This is a genomic window from Brevibacterium permense (genome assembly GCF_013280495.1).
Taxonomy (GTDB): Bacteria; Actinomycetota; Actinomycetes; order Actinomycetales; family Brevibacteriaceae; genus Brevibacterium; species Brevibacterium permense.
In genome coordinates this window covers 196,119-216,475 of sequence record NZ_JABSSX010000003.1, presented here as the reverse complement: position 1 = coordinate 216,475, position 20,357 = coordinate 196,119, and the positions used below count along the sequence as shown (strand labels likewise).

The 20,357-nt window shown below is 64.9% G+C and carries 21 protein-coding genes; 11 read left to right on the top strand and 10 right to left on the bottom strand.

Features of this window, described 5'->3' with window-relative positions; translation table 11 throughout:
- Positions 1-5: 5 nt before the first annotated feature.
- The gene (locus HK353_RS06020) at positions 6-599 is read left to right on the top strand and encodes a TetR/AcrR family transcriptional regulator (RefSeq protein ID WP_228281793.1); all 594 of its coding nucleotides are present in this window, start codon (positions 6-8) and stop codon (positions 597-599) included.
- Positions 600-719: 120 nt separating this feature from the next.
- Positions 720-941, top strand: a complete 222-nt coding sequence (locus tag HK353_RS06015) for a DUF3107 domain-containing protein (protein ID WP_173153838.1) — start codon at positions 720-722, stop codon at positions 939-941.
- A 157-nt stretch (positions 942-1,098) separates the two neighbouring features.
- Here HK353_RS06015 and HK353_RS06010 read toward each other — a convergent pair whose 3' ends face one another.
- Positions 1,099-1,731 (bottom strand): ferritin-like fold-containing protein, encoded by a 633-nt coding sequence (locus HK353_RS06010; RefSeq protein WP_039210607.1) that lies wholly within the window; start codon positions 1,729-1,731, stop codon positions 1,099-1,101.
- Positions 1,732-1,791: 60 nt separating this feature from the next.
- Between HK353_RS06010 and HK353_RS06005 the strand changes: the two genes are divergently transcribed.
- Positions 1,792-3,324, top strand: a complete 1,533-nt coding sequence (locus HK353_RS06005) for a DEAD/DEAH box helicase (RefSeq protein ID WP_173153835.1) — start codon at positions 1,792-1,794, stop codon at positions 3,322-3,324.
- Between the two features lie 228 nt (positions 3,325-3,552).
- On the opposite strand, the gene HK353_RS06000 is transcribed toward HK353_RS06005, so the two are convergent.
- Positions 3,553-4,410 (bottom strand): PHP domain-containing protein, encoded by an 858-nt coding sequence (locus HK353_RS06000; RefSeq protein WP_173153832.1) that lies wholly within the window; start codon positions 4,408-4,410, stop codon positions 3,553-3,555.
- Positions 4,411-4,488: 78 nt separating this feature from the next.
- On the opposite strand from HK353_RS06000, the gene HK353_RS05995 reads away from it, so the two are divergent.
- Positions 4,489-6,015 (top strand): aminopeptidase P family protein, encoded by a 1,527-nt coding sequence (locus tag HK353_RS05995; protein ID WP_173153829.1) that lies wholly within the window; start codon positions 4,489-4,491, stop codon positions 6,013-6,015.
- Positions 6,015-7,106: a P1 family peptidase gene (locus HK353_RS05990; RefSeq protein WP_173153826.1), complete on the top strand. Its 1,092-nt coding sequence runs from the start codon at positions 6,015-6,017 to the stop codon at positions 7,104-7,106. Before HK353_RS05995 ends, HK353_RS05990 begins: the two co-directional genes overlap by 1 nt.
- Positions 7,107-7,216: 110 nt before the next feature.
- On the opposite strand, the gene HK353_RS05985 is transcribed toward HK353_RS05990, so the two are convergent.
- Complete coding sequence (locus HK353_RS05985; protein WP_173153823.1) at positions 7,217-9,142, bottom strand: calcineurin-like phosphoesterase C-terminal domain-containing protein; 1,926 nt, start codon at positions 9,140-9,142, stop codon at positions 7,217-7,219.
- Between the two features lie 216 nt (positions 9,143-9,358).
- On the opposite strand from HK353_RS05985, the gene HK353_RS05980 reads away from it, so the two are divergent.
- The 4 genes from HK353_RS05980 to HK353_RS05965 all read left to right on the top strand — a co-directional run bounded on the left by HK353_RS05980 (position 9,359) and on the right by HK353_RS05965 (position 13,801).
- Positions 9,359-10,633, top strand: coding sequence for a magnesium transporter MgtE N-terminal domain-containing protein (locus HK353_RS05980; protein ID WP_101544936.1), 1,275 nt, complete (start codon positions 9,359-9,361; stop codon positions 10,631-10,633).
- 2 nt (positions 10,634-10,635) lie between these two features.
- Complete coding sequence (locus HK353_RS05975; RefSeq protein WP_229663902.1) at positions 10,636-11,184, top strand: DUF1003 domain-containing protein; 549 nt, start codon at positions 10,636-10,638, stop codon at positions 11,182-11,184.
- Positions 11,185-11,253: 69 nt separating this feature from the next.
- On the top strand, positions 11,254-12,375 hold the full coding sequence (locus HK353_RS05970; RefSeq protein ID WP_173153820.1) for an Mrp/NBP35 family ATP-binding protein: 1,122 nt from the start codon (positions 11,254-11,256) through the stop codon (positions 12,373-12,375).
- A 4-nt stretch (positions 12,376-12,379) separates the two neighbouring features.
- A complete protein-coding gene (locus HK353_RS05965; protein ID WP_173153817.1) occupies positions 12,380-13,801 on the top strand; it encodes a polysaccharide deacetylase family protein in 1,422 nt (473 codons plus the stop codon).
- Between the two features lie 85 nt (positions 13,802-13,886).
- Here HK353_RS05965 and HK353_RS05960 read toward each other — a convergent pair whose 3' ends face one another.
- A complete protein-coding gene (locus HK353_RS05960; RefSeq protein ID WP_173153814.1) occupies positions 13,887-14,342 on the bottom strand; it encodes a twin-arginine translocase TatA/TatE family subunit in 456 nt (151 codons plus the stop codon).
- 82 nt (positions 14,343-14,424) lie between these two features.
- Between HK353_RS05960 and HK353_RS05955 the strand changes: the two genes are divergently transcribed.
- Together HK353_RS05955 and HK353_RS05950 are read left to right on the top strand one after the other, a co-directional pair.
- A complete protein-coding gene (locus HK353_RS05955) occupies positions 14,425-14,757 on the top strand; it encodes an MGMT family protein (protein WP_173153811.1) in 333 nt (110 codons plus the stop codon).
- Positions 14,758-14,793: 36 nt separating this feature from the next.
- Positions 14,794-15,429: an O-methyltransferase gene (locus HK353_RS05950; protein WP_173153808.1), complete on the top strand. Its 636-nt coding sequence runs from the start codon at positions 14,794-14,796 to the stop codon at positions 15,427-15,429.
- Positions 15,430-15,507: 78 nt separating this feature from the next.
- Here HK353_RS05950 and HK353_RS05945 read toward each other — a convergent pair whose 3' ends face one another.
- The 6 genes from HK353_RS05945 to dapE form a co-directional block, all read right to left on the bottom strand.
- On the bottom strand, positions 15,508-15,678 hold the full coding sequence (locus HK353_RS05945; RefSeq protein ID WP_064485784.1) for a DUF3117 domain-containing protein: 171 nt from the start codon (positions 15,676-15,678) through the stop codon (positions 15,508-15,510).
- Between the two features lie 141 nt (positions 15,679-15,819).
- Positions 15,820-17,055: a hypothetical protein gene (locus HK353_RS05940; protein WP_173153805.1), complete on the bottom strand. Its 1,236-nt coding sequence runs from the start codon at positions 17,053-17,055 to the stop codon at positions 15,820-15,822.
- Complete coding sequence (locus tag HK353_RS05935) at positions 17,052-17,387, bottom strand: DivIVA domain-containing protein (RefSeq protein ID WP_173153802.1); 336 nt, start codon at positions 17,385-17,387, stop codon at positions 17,052-17,054. Before HK353_RS05935 ends, HK353_RS05940 begins: the two co-directional genes overlap by 4 nt.
- A 35-nt stretch (positions 17,388-17,422) precedes the next feature.
- Complete coding sequence (gene folP, locus HK353_RS05930; RefSeq protein WP_217278293.1) at positions 17,423-18,322, bottom strand: dihydropteroate synthase; 900 nt, start codon at positions 18,320-18,322, stop codon at positions 17,423-17,425.
- A complete protein-coding gene (locus HK353_RS05925) occupies positions 18,319-19,182 on the bottom strand; it encodes an LOG family protein (RefSeq protein ID WP_173153799.1) in 864 nt (287 codons plus the stop codon). The genes folP and HK353_RS05925 overlap by 4 nt, the downstream gene beginning before the upstream one ends.
- 5 nt (positions 19,183-19,187) lie before the next feature.
- Positions 19,188-20,354 (bottom strand): succinyl-diaminopimelate desuccinylase, encoded by a 1,167-nt coding sequence (dapE, locus tag HK353_RS05920; protein WP_173153796.1) that lies wholly within the window; start codon positions 20,352-20,354, stop codon positions 19,188-19,190.
- Positions 20,355-20,357: the final 3 nt, after the last annotated feature.

The window sequence follows — 20,357 nt, the reverse complement described above, 5'->3', positions numbered from 1 at the left end:
GAAGAATGTCGAGTCCACAACAGAGATTGCCCCGTGACCAGCGCCGCGACCAATTAGTGGGAGTCGCACGCTCCGTTTTCGCCACCCGTGGATATCGGACGACCTCAATGGACATGATCGCCGAGGCAGCCGGTGTGTCCAAGCCCGTGCTCTATCAGCACTTCGATTCGAAGCAGGACCTCTACCTGGCGCTCATCGATTCCTCGGCGGCGCTGCTCGACTCTCGGCTCGCCGAAGCTCTGGGATCGACCACCGATCCGCATGAGCAGGTCCACGCGACCTATCGCGCGTATTTCGACTTCGTGGTCTCACACCGCGAAGAGTTCGTCATCATCTTCAATTCGGACGTCTACGAGCCGAAAGCCGAACAGAAGCTGCGCGCGCTGCGGGAGAGTTCGGCTACACGGGTCGTGTCGGCGCTGAAGAACTTCGCCCGCCTCAGCGACGATGAGGCACAGCTGCTGTGCCGGGCTCTCATCGGCACCGCCGAGGTCGTCGTCAAGCAGATCGACTCTCATCGCGGTGTCGACGTCGACACAGCCGTCGAACTGCTCACCCAGATGAGTTGGGGCGGACTGCGGTCGTTCGCGGATCGCTGACGTTCCACCGGCCGCTCAGCCTTCAGCGGAATCCATGGGGAAGAAACCCAAGCCTGCGGACGTTAAGCTGAACACAGTCCAATCCGTCATCGATCACCGAGCATCGGCACAAGGAGCAGCATGGAAATCAAGATCGGCGTCAAGCAGACTCAGCGCGAGATCACCCTCGAAACGGACGAGGATGCGAAGGCTCTCGCCGCCCGCATCGAAGAGAAGATCCAGTCCGATGGGCTGCTGACCTTCACCGATACGAAGGGCCGTCAGGTCTACGTTCCCTCCGCCTCGCTCGGCTACCTCGAAATCGGTGCCGAGACTTCACGTCGCGTAGGCTTCAGCGCCTGAGCTGCGCCTGAGCGGAAGGGCCCCGGTCGCAACGACCGGGGCCCTTCCGCGTTCGCGGCGGAACCGTGAGTCCGTCGCGGGATCGTGAGTCCGTCGCAGATTCGTGCTGCCGACGCGGAATCGTGGTCCGCTGCCGGTGCAGGCGTCTATCCTGTGATCAGGCGACGAGACCGAGCGCCGACATCCGCTTCGAGTGATTCGACGTCACCGCCGGGATCAGTTCGACGACGAGATCTTCGTCGAGGCCGAGGAACGGATCGGTGAGCAGACTGCGTGCCCGTCCCAGGGTCTCGGCGACGAGCTTGCGGCCCCACAGGGCCAGCCGCGAGGCCAGCTGTGTGTCGACGGCCACTTCGGATGTCAGACGATTGCGCGCATATTCGCTGGCACGTGTATCATCGAGAATTGCAATAGCCAGGCTGTATCCGGGCTCCGCGAGTTCGTCCACCGCCGTGCGGTAGAAATCATTCATGATTCCGTCGAAGACGAATCCCTTCATGAGGCTTTCGTACCAGTCGCGAGGACGAGTCCTTTCAGCCAGAGTGCTGAAGGTCGGTTCGAAATGCTGACAGAGCTCGATCACATCCTGGCCCATCTGATCGATGTGCTGTGAGAGCTGTTCGAAGTTCGCGAATGACTGAGAGGCCAGCCGCGCCAGGATGACCTTGTCATCCAGATCCGCTGCGGTCGTCGCGTTTGTGGCCATACGTTCGAAACCGGTCAGCTCGCCGAACGCCAGAAGTGCGAGCGTTGCAGCATCATTACCGGCCAATGGGACAGAATCGGGCATAGTTCAAGACTACCGGTTCGCACCATGACAAGCGCGTACGCGCTAAAAGGAGTTTGGAATATGGCGGAGACAGAAGCGGATTTCGCGGAGCTGGGAGTCGCCGGACCGATCGTGGCCTCGCTGGCCTCGGCAGGAATCACCCACCCCTTCCCCATTCAGGCACTGACACTGCCCGTAGCACTGTCGGGCGCCGACATCATCGGGCAGGCGAAGACGGGTACCGGGAAGACCCTGGGATTCGGAATCCCCCTGCTCCAGCGTGTCGTCGGCAAGACCGAGGACTCGTCGGTCACCTCTGACCCCGATTCGACTCCCGACAGCGTGGGCGATGCCAAGGAGCCGCGGCTGCCGCAGGCCCTCGTGGTCGTTCCCACCCGTGAGCTGGCCAAGCAGGTCGCGGCCGACCTCGTCACCGCCTCGGTGCAGCGTGACATAGACATCATGACCATCTACGGCGGCATGGACTTCGATCCGCAGATCAACCGGCTGAAGTCCGGCGTCGACGTCGTCGTCGGCACCCCCGGCCGCCTCCTCGATCTCTACGGTCGCAAGATCCTCAAGCTCCACCGCGTCCGCACCGTCGTCCTCGACGAAGCCGATGAGATGCTCGACCTCGGCTTCCTGCCCGACGTCGAGAAGATCATCAACGCGGTACCCGCCCACCGGCAGACGATGCTGTTCTCCGCGACGATGCCGGGGGCGGTCATCACCCTCGCCCGCCGCTACATGAACCAGCCCACCCACATCCGCGCCCAGGACCATGAGGACCTGTCGCTGACGGGCAAGAACACGACGCAGTTCGTCTACCGCGCCCATTCGATGGACAAATCCGAGCTCGTCGCCCGCATGCTCCAGGCCGAGGGCCGTGGCCGCACGATCATCTTCACCCGCACCAAGCGCACCGCCGACAAACTCGCCGCCGAACTCGAGGATCGCGGTTTCGCGGTCAAGGCTCTCCACGGCGATCTCGGTCAGTCACAGCGCGAGAAGGCTCTGAAGTCCTTCCGCGACGGAAAGGTCGACGTGCTCGTGGCCACGGATGTCGCGGCCCGCGGAATCGACATCGACGATGTCACCCATGTCGTGAACTACCAGTGCCCTGAGGACGAGAAGACCTACGTCCATCGCATCGGACGTACCGGTCGAGCCGGCAACTCCGGTGTCGCCATGACCCTGGTCGACTGGGATGACATGCCCCGCTGGCGTCTCATCAACAAGGCCCTCGGACTCGATTTCGACGAACCAGTCGAAACCTATTCGACGTCCCCGCACTTCTTCTCCGACCTCGGCATCCCGAAGGGCACCAAGGGCCGGCTGCCGCGCCAGCACCCCGAAGGCGAGGACGAGAAGTCCACCGGTGAGCGCCAGGCCCGTGGGTCCGATCGTCGCGGTTCCGGCCGTGGCCGTTCGGATTCTCGCCGAGGCGGCTCATCCGACCGTCGTGACGCCTCGTCCGCATCCGGCGAGGAGAGCCGCAAGCCGCGCCGCCAGCGCTCACGGCGCCGCACCCGCGGCGGCAAGCCGATCAACCGCGCGCAGGGCGGCCAGGCGGGTCAGGGCGGTCACCCGGCCACCGACTCCAGCGAGGACTGACCTCTCCGCTGGCGAGACCTATTCTCCGTAACGTCTGCACGTAGGGCCCCGACCACTCGGTCGGGGCCCTACGTGCATCCTGTATTCGACTCGAGCCCTGATCGCGTTCGATTCTGTGACCGATGATGTTCGCACGCTTCATCATCCATCACGCGCATGCGCTGCGTCCGCCGAATCCTCGGCTGATCTCAGCCGCCAGATGAAGGCTGGCACAGCTCGGAGCCGGGCTCAGCTCTGGATGTAGTCGACCCCGCCGGGCCGTGAAGCCGCACGCTCGAGAAGCTTCGCGAGCATATGGTCGGAAGTGACGTGCTCGCCGAGGCGGTTGGGTTTGCCCGTGCCGTGATAATCGCTGGAGCCGGTGACGATGAGGTCGTGCTCATGCGCCAGACGTCGCATCGCCTCTCGCTCCTGCGGAGGGTTGTCCCTATGGTCGACCTCGAGCCCGTCGAGACCGGCGGCGATGAATTCGGTCATCGCCGAATCGGGCACGACCCGACCGCGCATGGCCGCGCGCGGATGGGCGAAGACCGAGACTCCCCCGGCCTCCCGAATCAGCCCGATCGCGGTGATCGGATCGATCGTCGGCAGGGACACATGATATTTTCCCTGGCTGGACAGAATCGACGAGAACGCTTCGGTGCGGGACTCGACGACGCCGGCCGCGACCAGCGCATCGGCGATATGCGGACGTCCGATCGTGGCGTCCTCTCCCGAGACGGAGAGGACCGCATCCATGTCGATCGGATAGTCTTCGGCCAATCGTTCGATGATGAGGTGAGTGCGATCGAGTCTCGCCCGCCTCGTCTCCTGCACGACCTCGGCCAGCCCCGTATCGTACGGGTCGTGGAGGTAGGAGAGCAGGTGCACGCTGATGCCCTCGTAGCGACAGGAGATCTCCATTCCCCTCACCAGGCCGAGCCCGTAGACGCGGGCGGCATCTTCGGCAAGGGTCCAACCTGCGGTGGTGTCGTGGTCGGTGAGTCCGACGACGTCGATGCCCTCCATCGAGGCTTCTGAAATGAGTTCGGACGGGGTTTGGGTCCCGTCCGAAAATGCGGTGTGCACGTGGAGATCGATGACCATGGTCACAGTCTATCTGCATCTGTCGTTCCGACTTCCACGTGTACACAACATGTCACTCCGCCCGTCTAGACTGGCGGCATGACAGAGCAGAACTCAGATACCCCAGACTCAACTCAGGACCTCGCAGACCGCGTCAACAACCGCTCGCATCGCCCGAATTCCGCTGCCTTCCGCGACTTCGTCGCCTCCGGTTGGGATCGCACTCCCCTCAACGCCGAGGCTCTCGCCGCCGCCGGTTTCACCCCGGCCCGTCGAGACGCGGTCTCGGCGGCATTCCCCGGCGAACGGCTCGTCGTTCCAGCCGGCGGACTCAAGGTCCGCTCGAACGACACCGATTATCGCTTCCGCGCTCATTCCGGGTTCATCCACCTCACGGGTCTGGAAGCCGACTCCGAACCCGACGCTGTGCTCGTCTTCGAACCCGAGGGCGACGGCCACGATGTGACGCTGTACTTCCGTCCCCGCGCCGGTGCCGATACGGAAGAGTTCTTCTCCGATTCCCGCTATGGAGAGTACTGGGTCGGGCCGCGTGCCGATCTCGAGGCGATGTCCACCATGACCGGCATCGCAACGGAGAGCTCCGCCACCGTCGACGACGCCGTCACGAAGGATCTCGGGGCCATCTCCGTGCGCCTCGTCCGACAGGCCGACGCCCGCATCGACGGAGTCATCGACCTGGCTCGCACCCAGGTCCAGGCCGATCTCGAGACGTCCGAGGCAGGAGACGCCGAACTGGCCCAGCTGCTCTCCGAGCTGCGCCTGATCAAGGACGACCACGAGATCGCGCAGCTGCGCGAAGCCGTCGCCATCACCCGCGCCGGTTTCGACAACGTGGTGGCAGCGCTGCCGAAGGCACTCGGACACCGTCGAGGTGAGCGTGTCGTCGAGACCGCGTTCGAGACCGCCGCTCGCTCCGACGGCAACGGGGTCGGCTACGATACGATCGCCGCCTCGGGCAATAATGCCTGCACCCTGCACTGGATTCGCAACGACGGTCAGGTCCGGGACGGTGACCTCATCCTCGTCGATGCCGGAGCCGAAGCCGATTCGCTCTACACCGCGGACATCACCCGCACCCTGCCCGTTTCGGGCACCTTCACTCCGGTGCAGGCGAAGATCTACGATGCCGTGCTCGATGCCTCCGATGCCGCGTTCGCTGTGGCCGCAGAGCACCCCAACCGTCCTGTGAAGTTCCGTGAGGTCCACGAGGCAGCCATGGAGGTCATCGCGAAGCGTCTCGAAGAGTTCGGTGTGCTGCCGGTCTCCGCCGCCGTTTCGCTGTCACCGGAAGGACAGCAGCACCGTCGGTGGATGGTCCACGGCACCAGTCATCACCTCGGCCTCGACGTCCATGATTGTGCGCAGGCGAGAGCGGAGATGTACTTGGACGCAACCATCGAACCGGGAATGGTCTTCACCATCGAACCCGGACTGTACTTCAAGTCGGACGACCTGCTCCTGCCCGAGGAGTTCCGCGGCAACGGTGTCCGCATCGAGGACGACGTCCTCGTCACCGCCGACGGAGTGGAGAATCTCTCGGCCGACTTCCCCCGCACCCGCGCCGAGATCGAGGCCTGGCTGCAGAGCCGGCCCCAGGACCGCTGATGACCTCGGAGACCGCGCGCGGTTCGGGCCCCGAGGCACGACTCGGCCCGTTCCGCGGGCGCGGAGTCCTCGAGATCCCCGGTATCCGCCTCGGCCATGCAGGTGAGTTCACCGACAGCCGACTGACCGGGATCACCACCGTGCTGCCCCCGATTGGTTCGACCATCGGCGTCGATGTCCGCGGGGGCGGCCCCGCCACCCGTGAGACCGATGTCATCGCGCCGGGAACACATTCCTATGGTGCCGATGCCATCGTCCTCACCGGCGGATCCGCGTTCGGGCTGGGTGCAGTCTCCGGAGTCGTCGATACCCTCGCCGAGGCGGGGCTCGGATTCCCTGCGCCCGGACTTGCCGATGCGGTCATTCCGCTCGTTCCCGCCGCCGCGATCTTCGACCTCGGCCGCGGAAACGGTTCCGTGGCACCGCCGAGACCGGACGAAGGCGCCGAGGCCACACGAGCAGCGCTGTCCGGACGGACGGACGACGTCCGAGGCAGCATCGGGGCAGGCATCGGAGCCCGGTCCGGGTTCCAGAGTGTGCGCGGAGGGCTCGGATCCTATGCCGTCCGGCTGCCCAGCGGAACCACAGTCGCGGCGCTCGTCGTGGCGAATTCGCTGGGAACGATCGGCACGCCGTCGGGCGGTCTGTGGTTGGACCCGCTGCTGCGCTCGATCGGTCTCGATCTGCCGAAGGTGCTGAGTCTCCCCGCCACTCCGCCGCCGGTCCCGGGGACTGCCGCGAAGAACACGACGATTGCGATCGTCGCAACCGACGCACGCCTCGACTCGGCGCAGACCACACGGATGGCATCGGGTGCGCACGCGGGCATCTCCCGAGCTGTGCAGCCCTCGCACACCCTCTTCGACGGCGACACGGTCTTCGGCATCGCCACCGGAGCGCAGGATCTGCCCGCCGATCGTGACGCCGCCACCCGAGAGCTCGTGATGATCTCCGCGGCGGCGGCCGATGCGCTGAGCTTGGCAATCCTCGACGCCCATGCTTCGGCGACACCCGTCGACAGTGCTTGGGGGCAGCCGCCGACGCTGAGCCAGATCGCACCGGATTTCACCTCGGAGTTCAACACTCTCTGATCACGGAGACGGGGCCCGCCGTTCGGCGGGCCCCGCTCCTCGCAGTTCTCCGCAGCTTCCAAGCGCCATCATCCGACACCCGCGCGGAGCTGCAGCTCCTTCTTCAGCTGTCAGTCGTTGCGAGCCGACTGAGCCTCTTCGGAGTCGAGACCCTTCGGGTCTCGGACTTCCTTCTTCTGCTGAGCATCGAAGCCATCCTGACGCAGCAGCTTCTGCGATTCGGTCTTCGCGGCGGCCTCATCCTCGACCACGGTGAACCGGACCGACTCGGTGAAGTCACGACCGTAGCGGTCGGTTCCGGTCACCTCGGCGGTGTGGGTGCCCAGGTCGAGGTTCGAGGGGATCTCGGTCCGCCACAGGTGCGAGCTCGACTGGCCCACATTGCCGGAGGTGCGCAGGTTCTGAGATGCCGTGTACGGATCGGTGTACTCCCAGCCCTTGGCCAGAGCTTCGCCTTTGCCCGGCTGAGTGTGCTCGGACTGCTTCGGTGCTTTGCCGTCGAAGCTGACCTCCACTCGTGCGTCCGAGGTGCCGGCGAGGAAACTCGAGGTCAGCCAGGTCTCGCCCTGTTTGAGGTCCTCGCGGGTGACGACGCGTTCGGAGATCTCCTTCGGAGCAGTGCCATCCTTGTCCGCGTCCTGCCAGTCCTGGGCTTTCTGCGCCCAGTCACGCCACTCGGGCGAGTTCACGCCGAGCAGCAGCTGGTGGTCGTCGGATTCGTTGCGCACGGTGTAGCGTTCGCTGCGCGAAGCACCGTCGTATTCGAGGGTGAGCACGCCCGGTTCCGAAGCGTCCTGAGTGAACGAGTACGGCAGCCCGTCGGCGTTGAGGCCGCCGGAGTACCAGTCGCCGGAGACGGCACCGGCGACGATCTGCGTATTCGGCAGCTTCTCGATCCCGGCTGCAGCCCATTCCTTCCTCGTCTCGCCAGCGACGAGGTTCTCCTGAGTGTGCGTGTGTCCGCCGACGGTCACGGCGTTCGGGTAGTCGGCGATGACATCGTAGAAGTCCTTCGCATTGTCGACGACGACCTCTTTGTGCGTGAGGATCGGCGCGTGGGTGGCGACGACGACCTGCGCGTTCTTCGGCACGTTCTTCAGATCGTTCTCCAGCCAGGTCAGCTGATCCTGACTGATCTTCTCCTTGTACTTCTTCCTGTTCGCCTTGCCCTCGTATTCGATGCTGTCGAGGACGACGAAGTGGGTTTTGCCCACGTCGTAGGAGAAGTACGAGGGACCGAACTGGTCACGGAACGTGTCGAGGGCGTGAGCGTCGTCGACCGCGTCGTAGTCCTGGTCATGGTTGCCCGGGGCCACGCGCACGGGTCCGTTCATCTGGGAGTAGACATCGCGCAGTTCATCGTTGAGGCTGAGGTCATCACCGACGTTGTCCCCGAGCAGCAGCACTCCGCAGGCGCCGTAGTCATTGCGGTCGGCGAGGTCTCCGACGGCTCCGTCGCGGGCGTAGCCCATCTCTGTCTTGTCATAGGCCTGGGTGTCGGAGGCGATCGGGCAGTTCTGCTCGCCCTTTGCCGAGGCCTGCGATTCGATCATCGGGAAGTTGACGGCCTTCGGCGTGTCCCCGGTCGGTTCGATTCCTCCGAATTCGAGGTCGCCGGAGCCTTCGGGCAGGTGGTTGTAGCTGAACTGTGCGACCTTGTCCTCATCGACGGGAACCTGCCAGCCGGAGGGCTGAGTGATCGAGACGGTCATATTGTCTCGCACGGGCAGCTTGTAGCGTCCGTCTCCGTCCGTCTGGACGACGTCGACTCCGTTGCTCACCGCAACACCGGAGATGCCCTTCTCATCACCATCGAGCTTCGAGTTCTCGTTGACGTCGTCGAAGACCTGACCGGTGAACTTCTTCGGATCGTCGGCCTTGCCGCGGTCGACCTGGACGTGGCCTTCGTAGAGTTCAGCCGGTGCGTCCGCGGCCGTCGCCGAGGTCGGCGAGAGAAGCGGGGCGAAGAGCGAGAGCGCGGCACAGGCTCCCAGGCCTGCGGCAGCGGTGCGCGGGCGGATTCGTCGTGTCTGCATGGATTTCTCCTGTATTCGACTATGGCGGGTTCTGCCGAGAACTGACCCTAGGGAGACGGGGCGACAACGAGATGAAGCAGGCAGGACGGCTTGATGAATAGGAAAAGAGGCCGAGTGGAACCCGACGCCCACTGCGTTCACCGCCCGCGAATGTGATCTCGATTCAATTCGTGGAGGTGATCACTGAAAACTCCATGCACCACGTAGTCTGAGAACATGAGTGGTCCACCGAAAAGAGTCTTCGTCGCCCGACTCGTCTCCGCCCCCGTGTTCGACCCTCTCGGCGATCAGGTGGGCCGTGTCCGTGACGCCGTCGTCGTCTATCGTGCGACGATGCGGCAGTTCCCGCGAGTCATCGGTCTCGTCGTCGAAGTGCCGGGCCGCCGCCGTGTATTCGTGCCGATGGGCCGGGTCACCGCGATCGACTCCGGCCAGGTCATCACGACCGGCCTGGTGAATATGCGCCGCTTCGAACAGCGTGAATCCGAGACCCTGGTGATGAATGACCTGCTCGACCGACGGCTGCGTCTGCGCGAGGACAACTCACCGGTGCTCGTCGAGGACGTCGGCATCGAACAGCAGGTGAACAAGGACTGGGAGGTCACCAGGCTGTTCGTGCGTCGTGTGCCCGAACGCAGCGCCTTCGCCGCGTTCCGCCGCCGCGGCGAGACCAAGCAGATCGACTGGACGGATGCCGACCATCCGGTGGATTCCGAGGTCGATCAGGAAGCCACGCAGCTCATCGCCGCCTATCAGGACACGAAGCCTGCCGACCTCGCCGATGTGCTCTTCGAGATGAACGCCGCTCGCCGCCTCCAGGTGGCCCGAGCCCTCGATGACGAACGCCTTGCCGATGTCGTCGAGGAGCTGCCGGCAGAGACCCAGATCGAGATCCTCACCGGACTCGAAACCGAACGAGCCGTGACCGTGCTCGAAGAGATGGCTCCAGACGATGCGGCCGACCTCCTCGGCGAGCTCAGTGATGAACAGGCCGAACGATTCCTGACTCTGATGGAACCGGATGAGGCCGAAGATGTGCGTACGCTTCTGGCGTACGACGATGACACAGCCGGCGGTCTGATGACGACCGAACCGGTCATCCTCACTCCGGAAGCCACTGTCGCCGAGGCGCTGGCCCATGTCCGACGGGAAGACCTGCCGGCGGCGCTGGCAGCCGCGGTCTTCGTCTGCAGGCAGCCGGTGGAGACCCCGACTGGCAAATATCTGGGTCTCGTCCACATCCAGGAGATGCTGCGTCATCCGCCGCACGAGGCCGTGGGCATCATGCTCGACACCGAGGTCGAGCCGCTGTCGCCGGAGACTCCGCTCGGCGAGGTGGCGAAGCTGCTGGCCGCGTACAATCTGGTGTCGGTGCCGATCACCGACGACAACGATCGCCTCGTCGGTGTGGTCACCGTCGATGACGTCCTCGACGAGCTGTTGCCCGAGGACTGGCGAACCACCGGTCGAGACGATCGCAGCAGGGGGTAGATATGGCCGTCGATGATTTCGAGATCCCGCGGTCGAGCAAGCGCCGACTGCCGAGCTTCACCGTCTCCCCCGAGACCTTCGGACGCGGAGCCGAAGCCTTCGCCCGGTTCATGGGCACTCCCGCGTTCCTCGTCGGGATGACGGTCTTCTGTGCGGTGTGGCTGCTGTGGAACACCCTGCTGCCGGAATCGTGGCAGTTCGACCCGCGGTCGCTCAACTTCACCCTGTTGACCCTCATCCTGTCCCTTCAGGCCTCCTATGCCGCTCCGCTGATCCTGCTCGCGGAGAACCGCAGCACCGACCGGGACCGCGTCGAGTTCGAACACGATCGGCAGCGCGCCGAACGCAACCTGGCCGACACCGAGTACCTCGCACGAGAGGTGGCGGCGCTGCGTATCGCCATGCGTGAGGTCGCCACTCGTGACTTCATCCGCTCCGAGCTCAAGGATCTGCTCAAGGAGCTCGAGGAGGAAAGACAGGACGAGAACGGGACCGACAAGGTCGATCCCCGGGCCTCCGAAAAGCGCCGAGGCGGCCCTCGAGGCGGATGACGAGACGCCCGCCGAAGCGGTAGTGTTGATGGCCCGGGAGCACTGTTCCGGGAAGGAAAGGACGTGGGCATGACTGGTCCCTCTGAGGACGCCGTGAGAGAGGCGCTGACCGGGGTCATCGACCCTGAGATCCGCCGCAGCATCATCGAACTCGATATGGTCGAATCGATCGTGATCGAAGGCGGCAAGGTCACCGTCACAGTTCTCCTCACGATCGCCGGGTGCCCGCTGAAGGACACGATCACCAAAGACACCAAGGCTGCGGTGGCCGGTGTCGACGGGGTCGCCGAGGTGGCTGTCGTTCTGGGCACGATGACGCCCGAACAGCGCAAGGAGATGAAGGAGAAGCTGCAGGGCTCCGGCACCCGCGATATCCCCTTCAATCGCCCGGAATCGCTGACGAAGGTCTATGCCGTCGCGTCCGGAAAAGGCGGAGTCGGAAAATCGTCGGTGACCGCGAACCTTGCCGTGTCCCTGGCGGACAAGGGCCTGCGCGTCGGCATCGTCGATGCCGATATCTACGGCTTCTCCATCCCCGGCATGCTCGGTCTCTCCGGCAAGCCGACCCGAGTCGATGAGATGATCCTGCCCCAGGTCGCCCACGACGTGAAGGTGATGAGCATCGGCATGTTCGTCCCGCCGAGCCAGGCCGTCGTCTGGCGCGGTCCCATGCTCCATCGCGCTCTGCAGCAGTTCCTCACCGATGTGTTCTGGGGCGACCTCGACGTGCTCCTGCTCGATCTGCCTCCCGGCACGGGCGATATCGCGATCTCCGTGGCTCAGCTGCTGCCCGAATCCGAACTCCTCGTCGTCACCACACCGCAATCGGCGGCCGCCCAGGTAGCCGAACGCGCGGGGTCCATCGCCACACAGACGAAGCAGACCTTGGCGGGAGTCATCGAGAACATGTCATGGATGGAGATGCCCGACGGCACCCGGATGGAGGTGTTCGGCTCCGGCGGAGGCGCCAGCGTGGCCGAGAACCTCGCCGCCACCCTCGACCAGGAGGTTCCGCTGCTCGCCCAGATCCCCTTGGACACTCGTCTGCGGGAAGGTTCGGACGCGGGTACCCCGGTCGTGCTCGGCAATCCCGATTCGCCTGCGGCGAGGGCTTTCGACACCCTTGCGGAGTCGCTGCGGCGACGCAGTCGCGGCCTGTCCGGCAGATCCTTGGGACTGAGCCCGGTCTGAGGCGGTGTCTCCTCTCTCCCCTCGCGATACCCTCGTCTACTCTGTCTTCGCCGGCCTCAGCGCTCTGACCGCTCTCGTCCTCTTGGCCGGCGCTGTCGTCACTGCGATTCGAGATGACCCCGCGCCCGGACGGTCGGTGGAACCCGCGCAGCGAACGATCGCCGCCGAGAACCGGGACGCTCTCTCCGCAGAGCTGCGCAGCTACGCAGTGGTTTCGGACGAACGCGCTCCTCGTCTCGACGTCCACACCTTCGGACTGCCCGCGGCCGCCTCGTTGAATGCCGCGATCGAAGAACATGTGCTGTCCCTGATCGACGGTTCAGGAGGCTTCGCCGATCGCGCCGCTTTCGATCCCGTTCAGACGGCACCCGTCCACAGATGGCCGACGACGGCTTTCACACCAGCACAGACCAGCATCGCTGACGCGCCAGCGTCTCGAGTAGACCCGCGTGCCATCGACATCAGCACCAGGGTGCTGGCAAGCGGTGGGAAATTCGTCGTCACCGCAGTCGATATTCAGTCGCCGCATCCGCAGACAAGACTGCTGCTGACCGATCTCGCCCACGACAGCACAGTCAATGCCCGCCGGCTCTTCGCCGCACCGGTCGACCCGGCAGCTGTCGGAGCCGATGACACCGGCACGCTGACGATCAATGACGCTGCGGCCTCCGACACCGATCTGTCCTCGATCGGCGACCGAGTCCAGAAGGCGCTGCACAGCAGTCTCGAACTGCCGCAGCCGTTCGATCTGCGCTCCCCCGACTTCTCCTGTGCGCTGCTGCCCTGTGTGGCACTGACCTATGACGACGGTCCCGGAGAGGCGAAGACCGAACAGACGATCCTCGACGCAGCCGATGAGGCGAACATCCGTCTGACATACTTCTTTCTCGGGAAGAACACAGATGCCTTCCCCGAAGTGGCCGAGCGGATCATCTCCGCCGGCCATGAAGTCGACGATCACACGTTCTCGCATGTGCAGATGGACAAGACCGCATCGGCGACGCTCCGCAGAGAGCTCGACCGGACGGACAGATCGCTGCGATCGGTCGGAGTGAAGGACGAGCCCCTCGTCCGTCCGCCCTATGGTGCCCTCGACAAACGCGCAGCACACGCTCTGGGCGGTCCTGCGATCATCTGGGACGTCGATACCGGAGACTGGCAGCACAGAGATGCGAAGAAGACGGTCCGACGCGTGCAGTCACTGACTCGCCCCGGATCGATCGTGCTCATGCATTCCATCCATCCGTCGACCGCGAAGGCTGCCCCGCAGGTGTTCTCGGCCGTGGCGGACAAAGGCCTCTACGCAGTGACCGTGCGCGAGCTCTTCTCCGGGATCGAGTGGAAGAACGGCGGGTCGTATTTCTGCCGCGGCTACGGCGATGAGCTGTGCTCGAATCCCGAACATCCCGCGGTGATGAAGAACTGAGCGGCTGACGCCCGCGCTGAGGCGGGAATGCAACATGGCCCGACAGACGCCGTCTGCCTCAACCCCAGGTGGCTTCCGGGGTGGCTCAGGTGGCTTCGGGGTCGAACGGTGCCGCGGCGGAACGGTCGCGCAGGCCGACCTGAGCTTGGAACCGTTCGATGGGTGACTGCTCCCGGGTGGGGGCCGCCTCGGTGTCGGTCTGAGTGGACAGGGCAGCACCGGAGGACTCAGCCGATGACGATTCCTGCGAGGCCAGTTCCTGACGTTTGGACTCGCGGATGGCCGCATCCTCTTCGACCAGTGCCTCACGTACGATGCGGCGCGGATCGTACTGGCGCGGATCGAGCTTCTGCCAGTCCACATCCTTGAAGTCCTCGCCGAAATCGCGTCGGACGCTGTCCTTCGCGCCTTCGGCCATGCGACGCATCTGCCGCACGAAGTCACGCAGCTTCTGAGCGTATTCGGGCAGGCGTTTGGGTCCGATGACGACCAACGCCACAACGACCAGAATCACCATTTCGGTGCCGTTGATACCGAACATGGCCTCAAGTCTACCGTGGACGGCGGTAGCATCGACTCATGGTCAGCTCAGGTTCGACATCCCGATCCTGCCGGGAGGTGCAGTGGACGAGATAGCAGTCGAACGGGTGCTGCGCATCATCGAACTCGTACCCGCCGCACGCGTCGTCGCCTACGGGACAGTCGGCGCCGTTGCCGACTGCTCACCCCGCTATGTCGGACGGGTGATGAGGGAATTCGGATCGAACGTCACTTGGTGGCGAGTCGTCAACGCGGCCGGGATCCTGCCGCCCGAGATCTTCGCCCGCGCCAGCATCCACTGGGAAGAGGAGTGCACACCGCATTCTCATGAGCGGGTCGAACGCGCGGCATTCCTCGAAGTCGACGAACTCGATCGGCTGTGGCGCAGCCACGGAATCGACCCCGATTGCGGTTAGACTTGGGAGAACTCAGCACCAGAAGGGAGGGGCCGGTTGGCACGCGAAAATGCAGGTGATCTCACCTTCTCGGAACAGTACAACGGTCCCGATCCGCTGCTCGACGCCGCTCGCACCCACTCGCATGAGTTCGGGATCGCACCGGTGTCCCAAACCACGGCGAGGACGCTGACGCTGCTGGCCCGACTGCTCACCCCGGTCGCGGCCGTCGAGGTCGGCACCGGTGTGGGAACGTCGACGCTGTCACTTCTGCGCGGGATGCCGACCGCCGGGATACTGACGTCGATCGACACGAATTCGACGACCCAGAGCGCAGCGCGTGACCTCGTCGACATGGCCGGAATCCGGCCGGGGCGATTGCGGCTGATGAGCGGTCGAGCCGAAGAGGTTCTCAAACGCCTTGCGCCTTCGGCCTATGACATGGTCTTCATCGACGTGGAGCCGGGCAGCCTGGAGAGAATGATCCAACCCTCTCTCCGACTGCTCGATGCCCAGGGCCTACTGGTCATCCACAAGACTCTGCTCAAGGGCGCCGTCGCCGATCCCGTCGATCGCAGTCCCCGGACCCAGGCGGCACGGAGCATGCTCAACCGCATCGCCGAACAGGAGCACCTCGAGCGCGTGCTGCTGCCCATCGGAGAAGGGCTGCTGCTGCTGCAGAAGACCCGGTGAAACGAGCACAGCAGAGACTTACAGGTAAGTCTCTGCTGTTCGTGTGTCTCCGTCCGGCTGTGTTCTGCGGCCGTCGGCTCAGAGCCCCAAGGTCTGGGCGAGAGTGTCGTGGAGTCCGGTGGCTTCATCTCTGCTGAGTTCGATCACCAGACGGCCTCCGCCTTCGACTGGAAGCCGCATCACCATGCTTCGGCCTTCTTCGGTCACTTCCAGAGGTCCGTCGCCGGTGCGGGGTTTCTGGGCTGCCATATGGGCTCTTCCTTCCGTTGTCATTCAAAGACGGTTCACACCAGGTGGACCGAATGATGTACCTACGATTATTCCATGATCCGCGCGTTCCCGGTAACTCTCCCGCCCAATGGACGGTCACCCCGAGGGATCAGCTGGCGATCACGGCGGCAGATCGGCAGGCGGAGTGAAGTGCCACAGGTAGGCGACCCACACGATCTGAAGCAGGATATAGGCCACCAGCATCGCGGCCCGGTAGCCTCGTGAGCGCACCAGCGACAACGTCAGGGCCAGCGGGAACAGCGGCAGCAGCAGACGCAGGGTGGAGGTCTGCGGATTGAAGAACATGAGCAGGTACAGGCCGTACCCGAGGCAGAACAGCTGCAGCGTCCGTCCCATATGCGCTCCCGCCGGGGAGAAGATCAACGCGAGCATTCCGGCGACGACGATGACGAGCAGCACCGGACCGAGCGGACCGATGAGGCTGATCGACCGAGCCACCCACTGGACGACGAACGTGGTCTCGCCGGTGTGCCAGGCCGCCTCGGTGTCGGTATAGGCCGTCAGCGACCCCGTTGACCACCAGGCATGGATCGGGTGGATGAGGGCCGCTGCGCAGGAGAGCACGCCCAGGGTCCAGGACCGGATCACCTCGCCGGTGGGATACGGATCGCTGCGGCGACGGAGGAAGCGGTCGATGAGGTGGAAGAGCATGAAGAACGAGAACGCCACGCCGATCGGCCGCGACAGATCCATGAAGACGACGACCGGGATCGCGGTGAGGTAGCGACGCTCGACGACGAGGAACAGCGCCGTCGCCTGCAGCAGGAGGGTCAGTGATTCGGCATAGCCGGTGGAGAAGATCGCGGCCGGCGGGAAGAACATCACGAGCGCCAGGCCCATCAGCGCCTGACCGTCGTCGACGTACTTACGGAAGAGGTGGAGGATGACGATCGAGGCCAGACCGGCGGCGATCGTGGACACGATCGGCGAGATGACCTCGTAGCTCAGCCCCGTGAGGTCGGCCAGGGTGGACACGATCGAGGGGTGCAGCGGGTAGAACGCCCACTGGTTCTCCGCGACCGCTCCGGAGTCGTCCACGGGCAGGATGCGGGGATAGCCCTCATCGGCGACGCGCCCGTACCAGCCGCCGTCCCAGAAGTTGAGGAAGTCATTGAGCGTCGTCGTCACAGGCGACGACGACCAGTTCGCCGGGTCCTGCCGTTTGAGGACTGCGGCGAAGATCGACATACTCACGACACGGGAGGCGAAGTACACTGCCACGGCCTGCAGCCATACCGGCAGAGCCATGAACAGAGCGCCGAGGCGGCTGAAACGGGAGGAGTCGAAGACTTCGGGTGCGAGGGTGATTCCGGGGAGGTCTGCGGGGCGGCTCATCGTGGTCCGGCAGCCGTTTCCGGTCCGTCAGGTGCGGTTGTCGGGCTGGTGGGCGGAGCCGCCTCGGCGGGGGCGGCTGCGGTCTCGAGTTCGCTCAGGCGTGTGCGCAGCATCGCCATGGCCGCGTCGACGTCTTCCATCCGATAGCCGCGCAGAGCGGGCCGGAACCGCACCGATTCCAGGTCCTTGCCGGTGAACTCCGCCGGCAGCCCGGTCCAGCTCTCTTCGGCCTCGTCGACGGTTTCGGAAGAGAAGGCGTTGAAGGTCGCTGCGACGACGAATACGAGGACGAAGACCGCAGCTGCGACACCGATGACAATCCACAGAGGCATGCCCCCATTTTCACATAGGCGCCTGCACGGAATGCTCAGCGCAGTCCGCGCACGGTGTGTCTCGGCGCCGCTTCACCGGTGATCGCCACGGTCACGTCGATGGCGTCGGCAGTAGCCTTGACATCGTGGGTGCGGATCATCGCCGCTCCCTTCTCGATGGCCAGCGCGGTCGCGGCGATCGTTCCGTACAGCCGGTCCGACGGGGCGACCTCACCGATGGCCTCACCGACGAAATCCTTGCGTGAGATCGCCAGCAGCACCGGATAGCCGGTCGCGGCGAACCGGTCGAGTTCGCGCAGCAGACGAAGCGAGTGGTACGTGTTCTTCCCGAAGTCGGGAGTGGGATCGATGATGATCCGGTCTTCGCGCACCCCTGCTGCACGCGCCGCCTCGGCGAGGTCGATGACGCCTGCCAAGGTGGAATCGACGACGTCACCGGCCTGCAGGCCATAGCGGTTGCGGTGGGCGTCGGTGCGCGGATCCAATCCCCCTGTGTGGGAGCAGACGATGCCGACATCATGCCGGGCGGCCACCTCGGCGAGCTTCGGGTCGATCCCGGCCCAGGTGTCGTTGAGCAGTCCCGCACCGGCCCGGCAGGCGGCCTCGGCCACTTCATGACGCCACGTGTCGACGCTGATGAGCACGTGCGGGTGGGACCTTGCGACGGCCTCGACGGTCGGGCACACGCGGTCGATCTCCTCGGCCACGGAGATCTCCCGTCCGCGGCCGGCGCGCACTCCCCCGATATCGACGATCTGAGCACCCGCCGAGGCGGCCGCCTCCACTGCCGTGATCGCCTCCTCGAGAGTGGCGACGGATTCGTAGAACGAATCTGTGGTGCGGTTGATCACGGCCATGATCGCCGGGGTTCCGGGCCGAGCCCGGGCGAGATCGAACCGTTCGCCCTCCGGCACTGATGAGATGTCGCCCCTCATGGTCGACGGTTCGCAGCATTGGCCACGACCGAATCCCGGCCGTCTCCCGGTCCGATCGCGGCGACGACTTCGTCGATGTCATCGGTGAGGGTGAACATGTTCAGGTCTGCTTCGCTGATCGTCCCCGCGGCCAGCAGAGTGTTCTGCATCCAGTCGACGAGCCCGCCCCAGTAGTCGGTCCCGAACAGCACGATCGGGAATGAGGTGATCTTGCCGGTCTGGACCATGGTGAAGGCCTCGAACAGTTCGTCCAGAGTACCCAGGCCGCCGGGCATGACGACGAATGCGCGCGAGTATTTGAGGAACATGGTCTTGCGGACGAAGAAGTAGCGGAAATTCACGCCGAGTTCGACATGCTTGTTGAGTCCGGTCTCGAAGGGCAGCTCGATGCCCAGCCCGATGGACACTCCCCCGCCCTCGCAGGCACCGAGGTTGCCGGCCTCCATGATTCCGGGGCCCCCGCCGGTGATGATCGCATTGCCGTTCTCGGCGATGCGGCGAGCGATCTCGCGGGTGTCCGAATAAGCCTGGGTACCGGCTGTCAGACGAGCTGAGCCGAAGATCGACACTGCCGGTCCGATCTCGGCCAGCGAGCCGAATCCTTCGACGAACTCGGCCTGGATGCGCATGACACGCCACGGGTCCTCATGCACCCAGTCGGTGCCCGACTTCGATTCGAGGAGGCGCTGGTCCGTCGTCGTCGCCGGCACCTGGTCACCGCTCAGCCGCAGCGGGCCCTTGCTGTAGAAGCCAGAGTCACCTGTTGGGTCGTCTCCCCGGTCGTCTGTCGGATCGTCGGCAGAATGGCGCCCGGGAGCACTCGAAGGCTCGCCATCGACGTCGTCTGTCGCTCTGGTCACCTCGTTCACCGGCCCTGAAGGTAGCTGCGCAGAGTTGCGGTGGCCTGGTCCACCTCGGTGACTCTCACATGCTCATCCGACTTATGGGCGTACAGAGGGTTGCCGGGACCGAAATTCACCGCCGGAACGCCGAGTGCGCTGAATCGGGACACATCCGTCCAGCCGAGCTTCGGTGCCGGGGACAGTCCGAGTGTGTCGATGAAGTCCTGGGCGATCGCCCTGTCGAGTCCGGGGCGGGCCCCCTCGGCGGCATCGGTGACGACGACGTCGAAACCGGTGAACAGCTCGCGCAGAAAGGATTCCGCCTCGGCAGCCGACTTGCTCGGAGCGAAGCGGTAGTTCACGGACACCACGCACTCGTCGGGCACGACGTTGCCGGCGACTCCCCCGCGGATGTTCACGGCGGACAGGGATTCGCGGTAGTCGAGCCCATCGACCGTGACGGTGCCGGTCTCGAATTCGGCGAGCCGGGTGAGGATCTCGGCGGCGGCGTGGATGGCGTTGACGCCCATGAAAGCACGGGCCGAGTGGGCGCGGACTCCGGTGGTGGTGACGTCGACGCGGATGGTTCCGTTGCAGCCGCCTTCGACCGAGGCGTTCGAGGGTTCGCCGAGGATCGCGAAGTCACCGGCCAGCCAATCAGGATGGTCGCGGGAGACGCGGCCGAGTCCGTTGAGTGAGGCATCGACCTCCTCATGGTCGTAGAAGACCCAGGTGACATCGCGGTTCGGATTGGTCAGCGCGGCCGCGGTGGACAGCTGCATCGCCACTCCGGCCTTCATATCGCAGGCGCCCCGCCCCCAGATGACCTCATCATCGGGGTACTCGTCTCCGGACATGTGGGTGCGCACGGGCGGAAGGTTGTCTTCGACGGGAACGGTGTCGAGGTGGCCGGCGACGACGATGCGCTCGGCCAGCCCCAGGTTCGTGCGAGCGATGACGGTGTCTCCGTCGCGGAGGATCTCCAGGTCCGGTCCCGGACCCGCGCTGATCCTCTCCAGGACAGCGACGACGGCATCGGCGAGGACGGTTTCGTTCCCGGACACGGATTCGATGGCGCACAGTCGGCCGGTGAGTTCGGCCGGGTCACCCACCACGGCGAACAAGTACTCGCCGAGGTCGCCGACGGGCGCGAACATGGCATCAGTCTCAGCAGATGGATCGACAGTCATGTC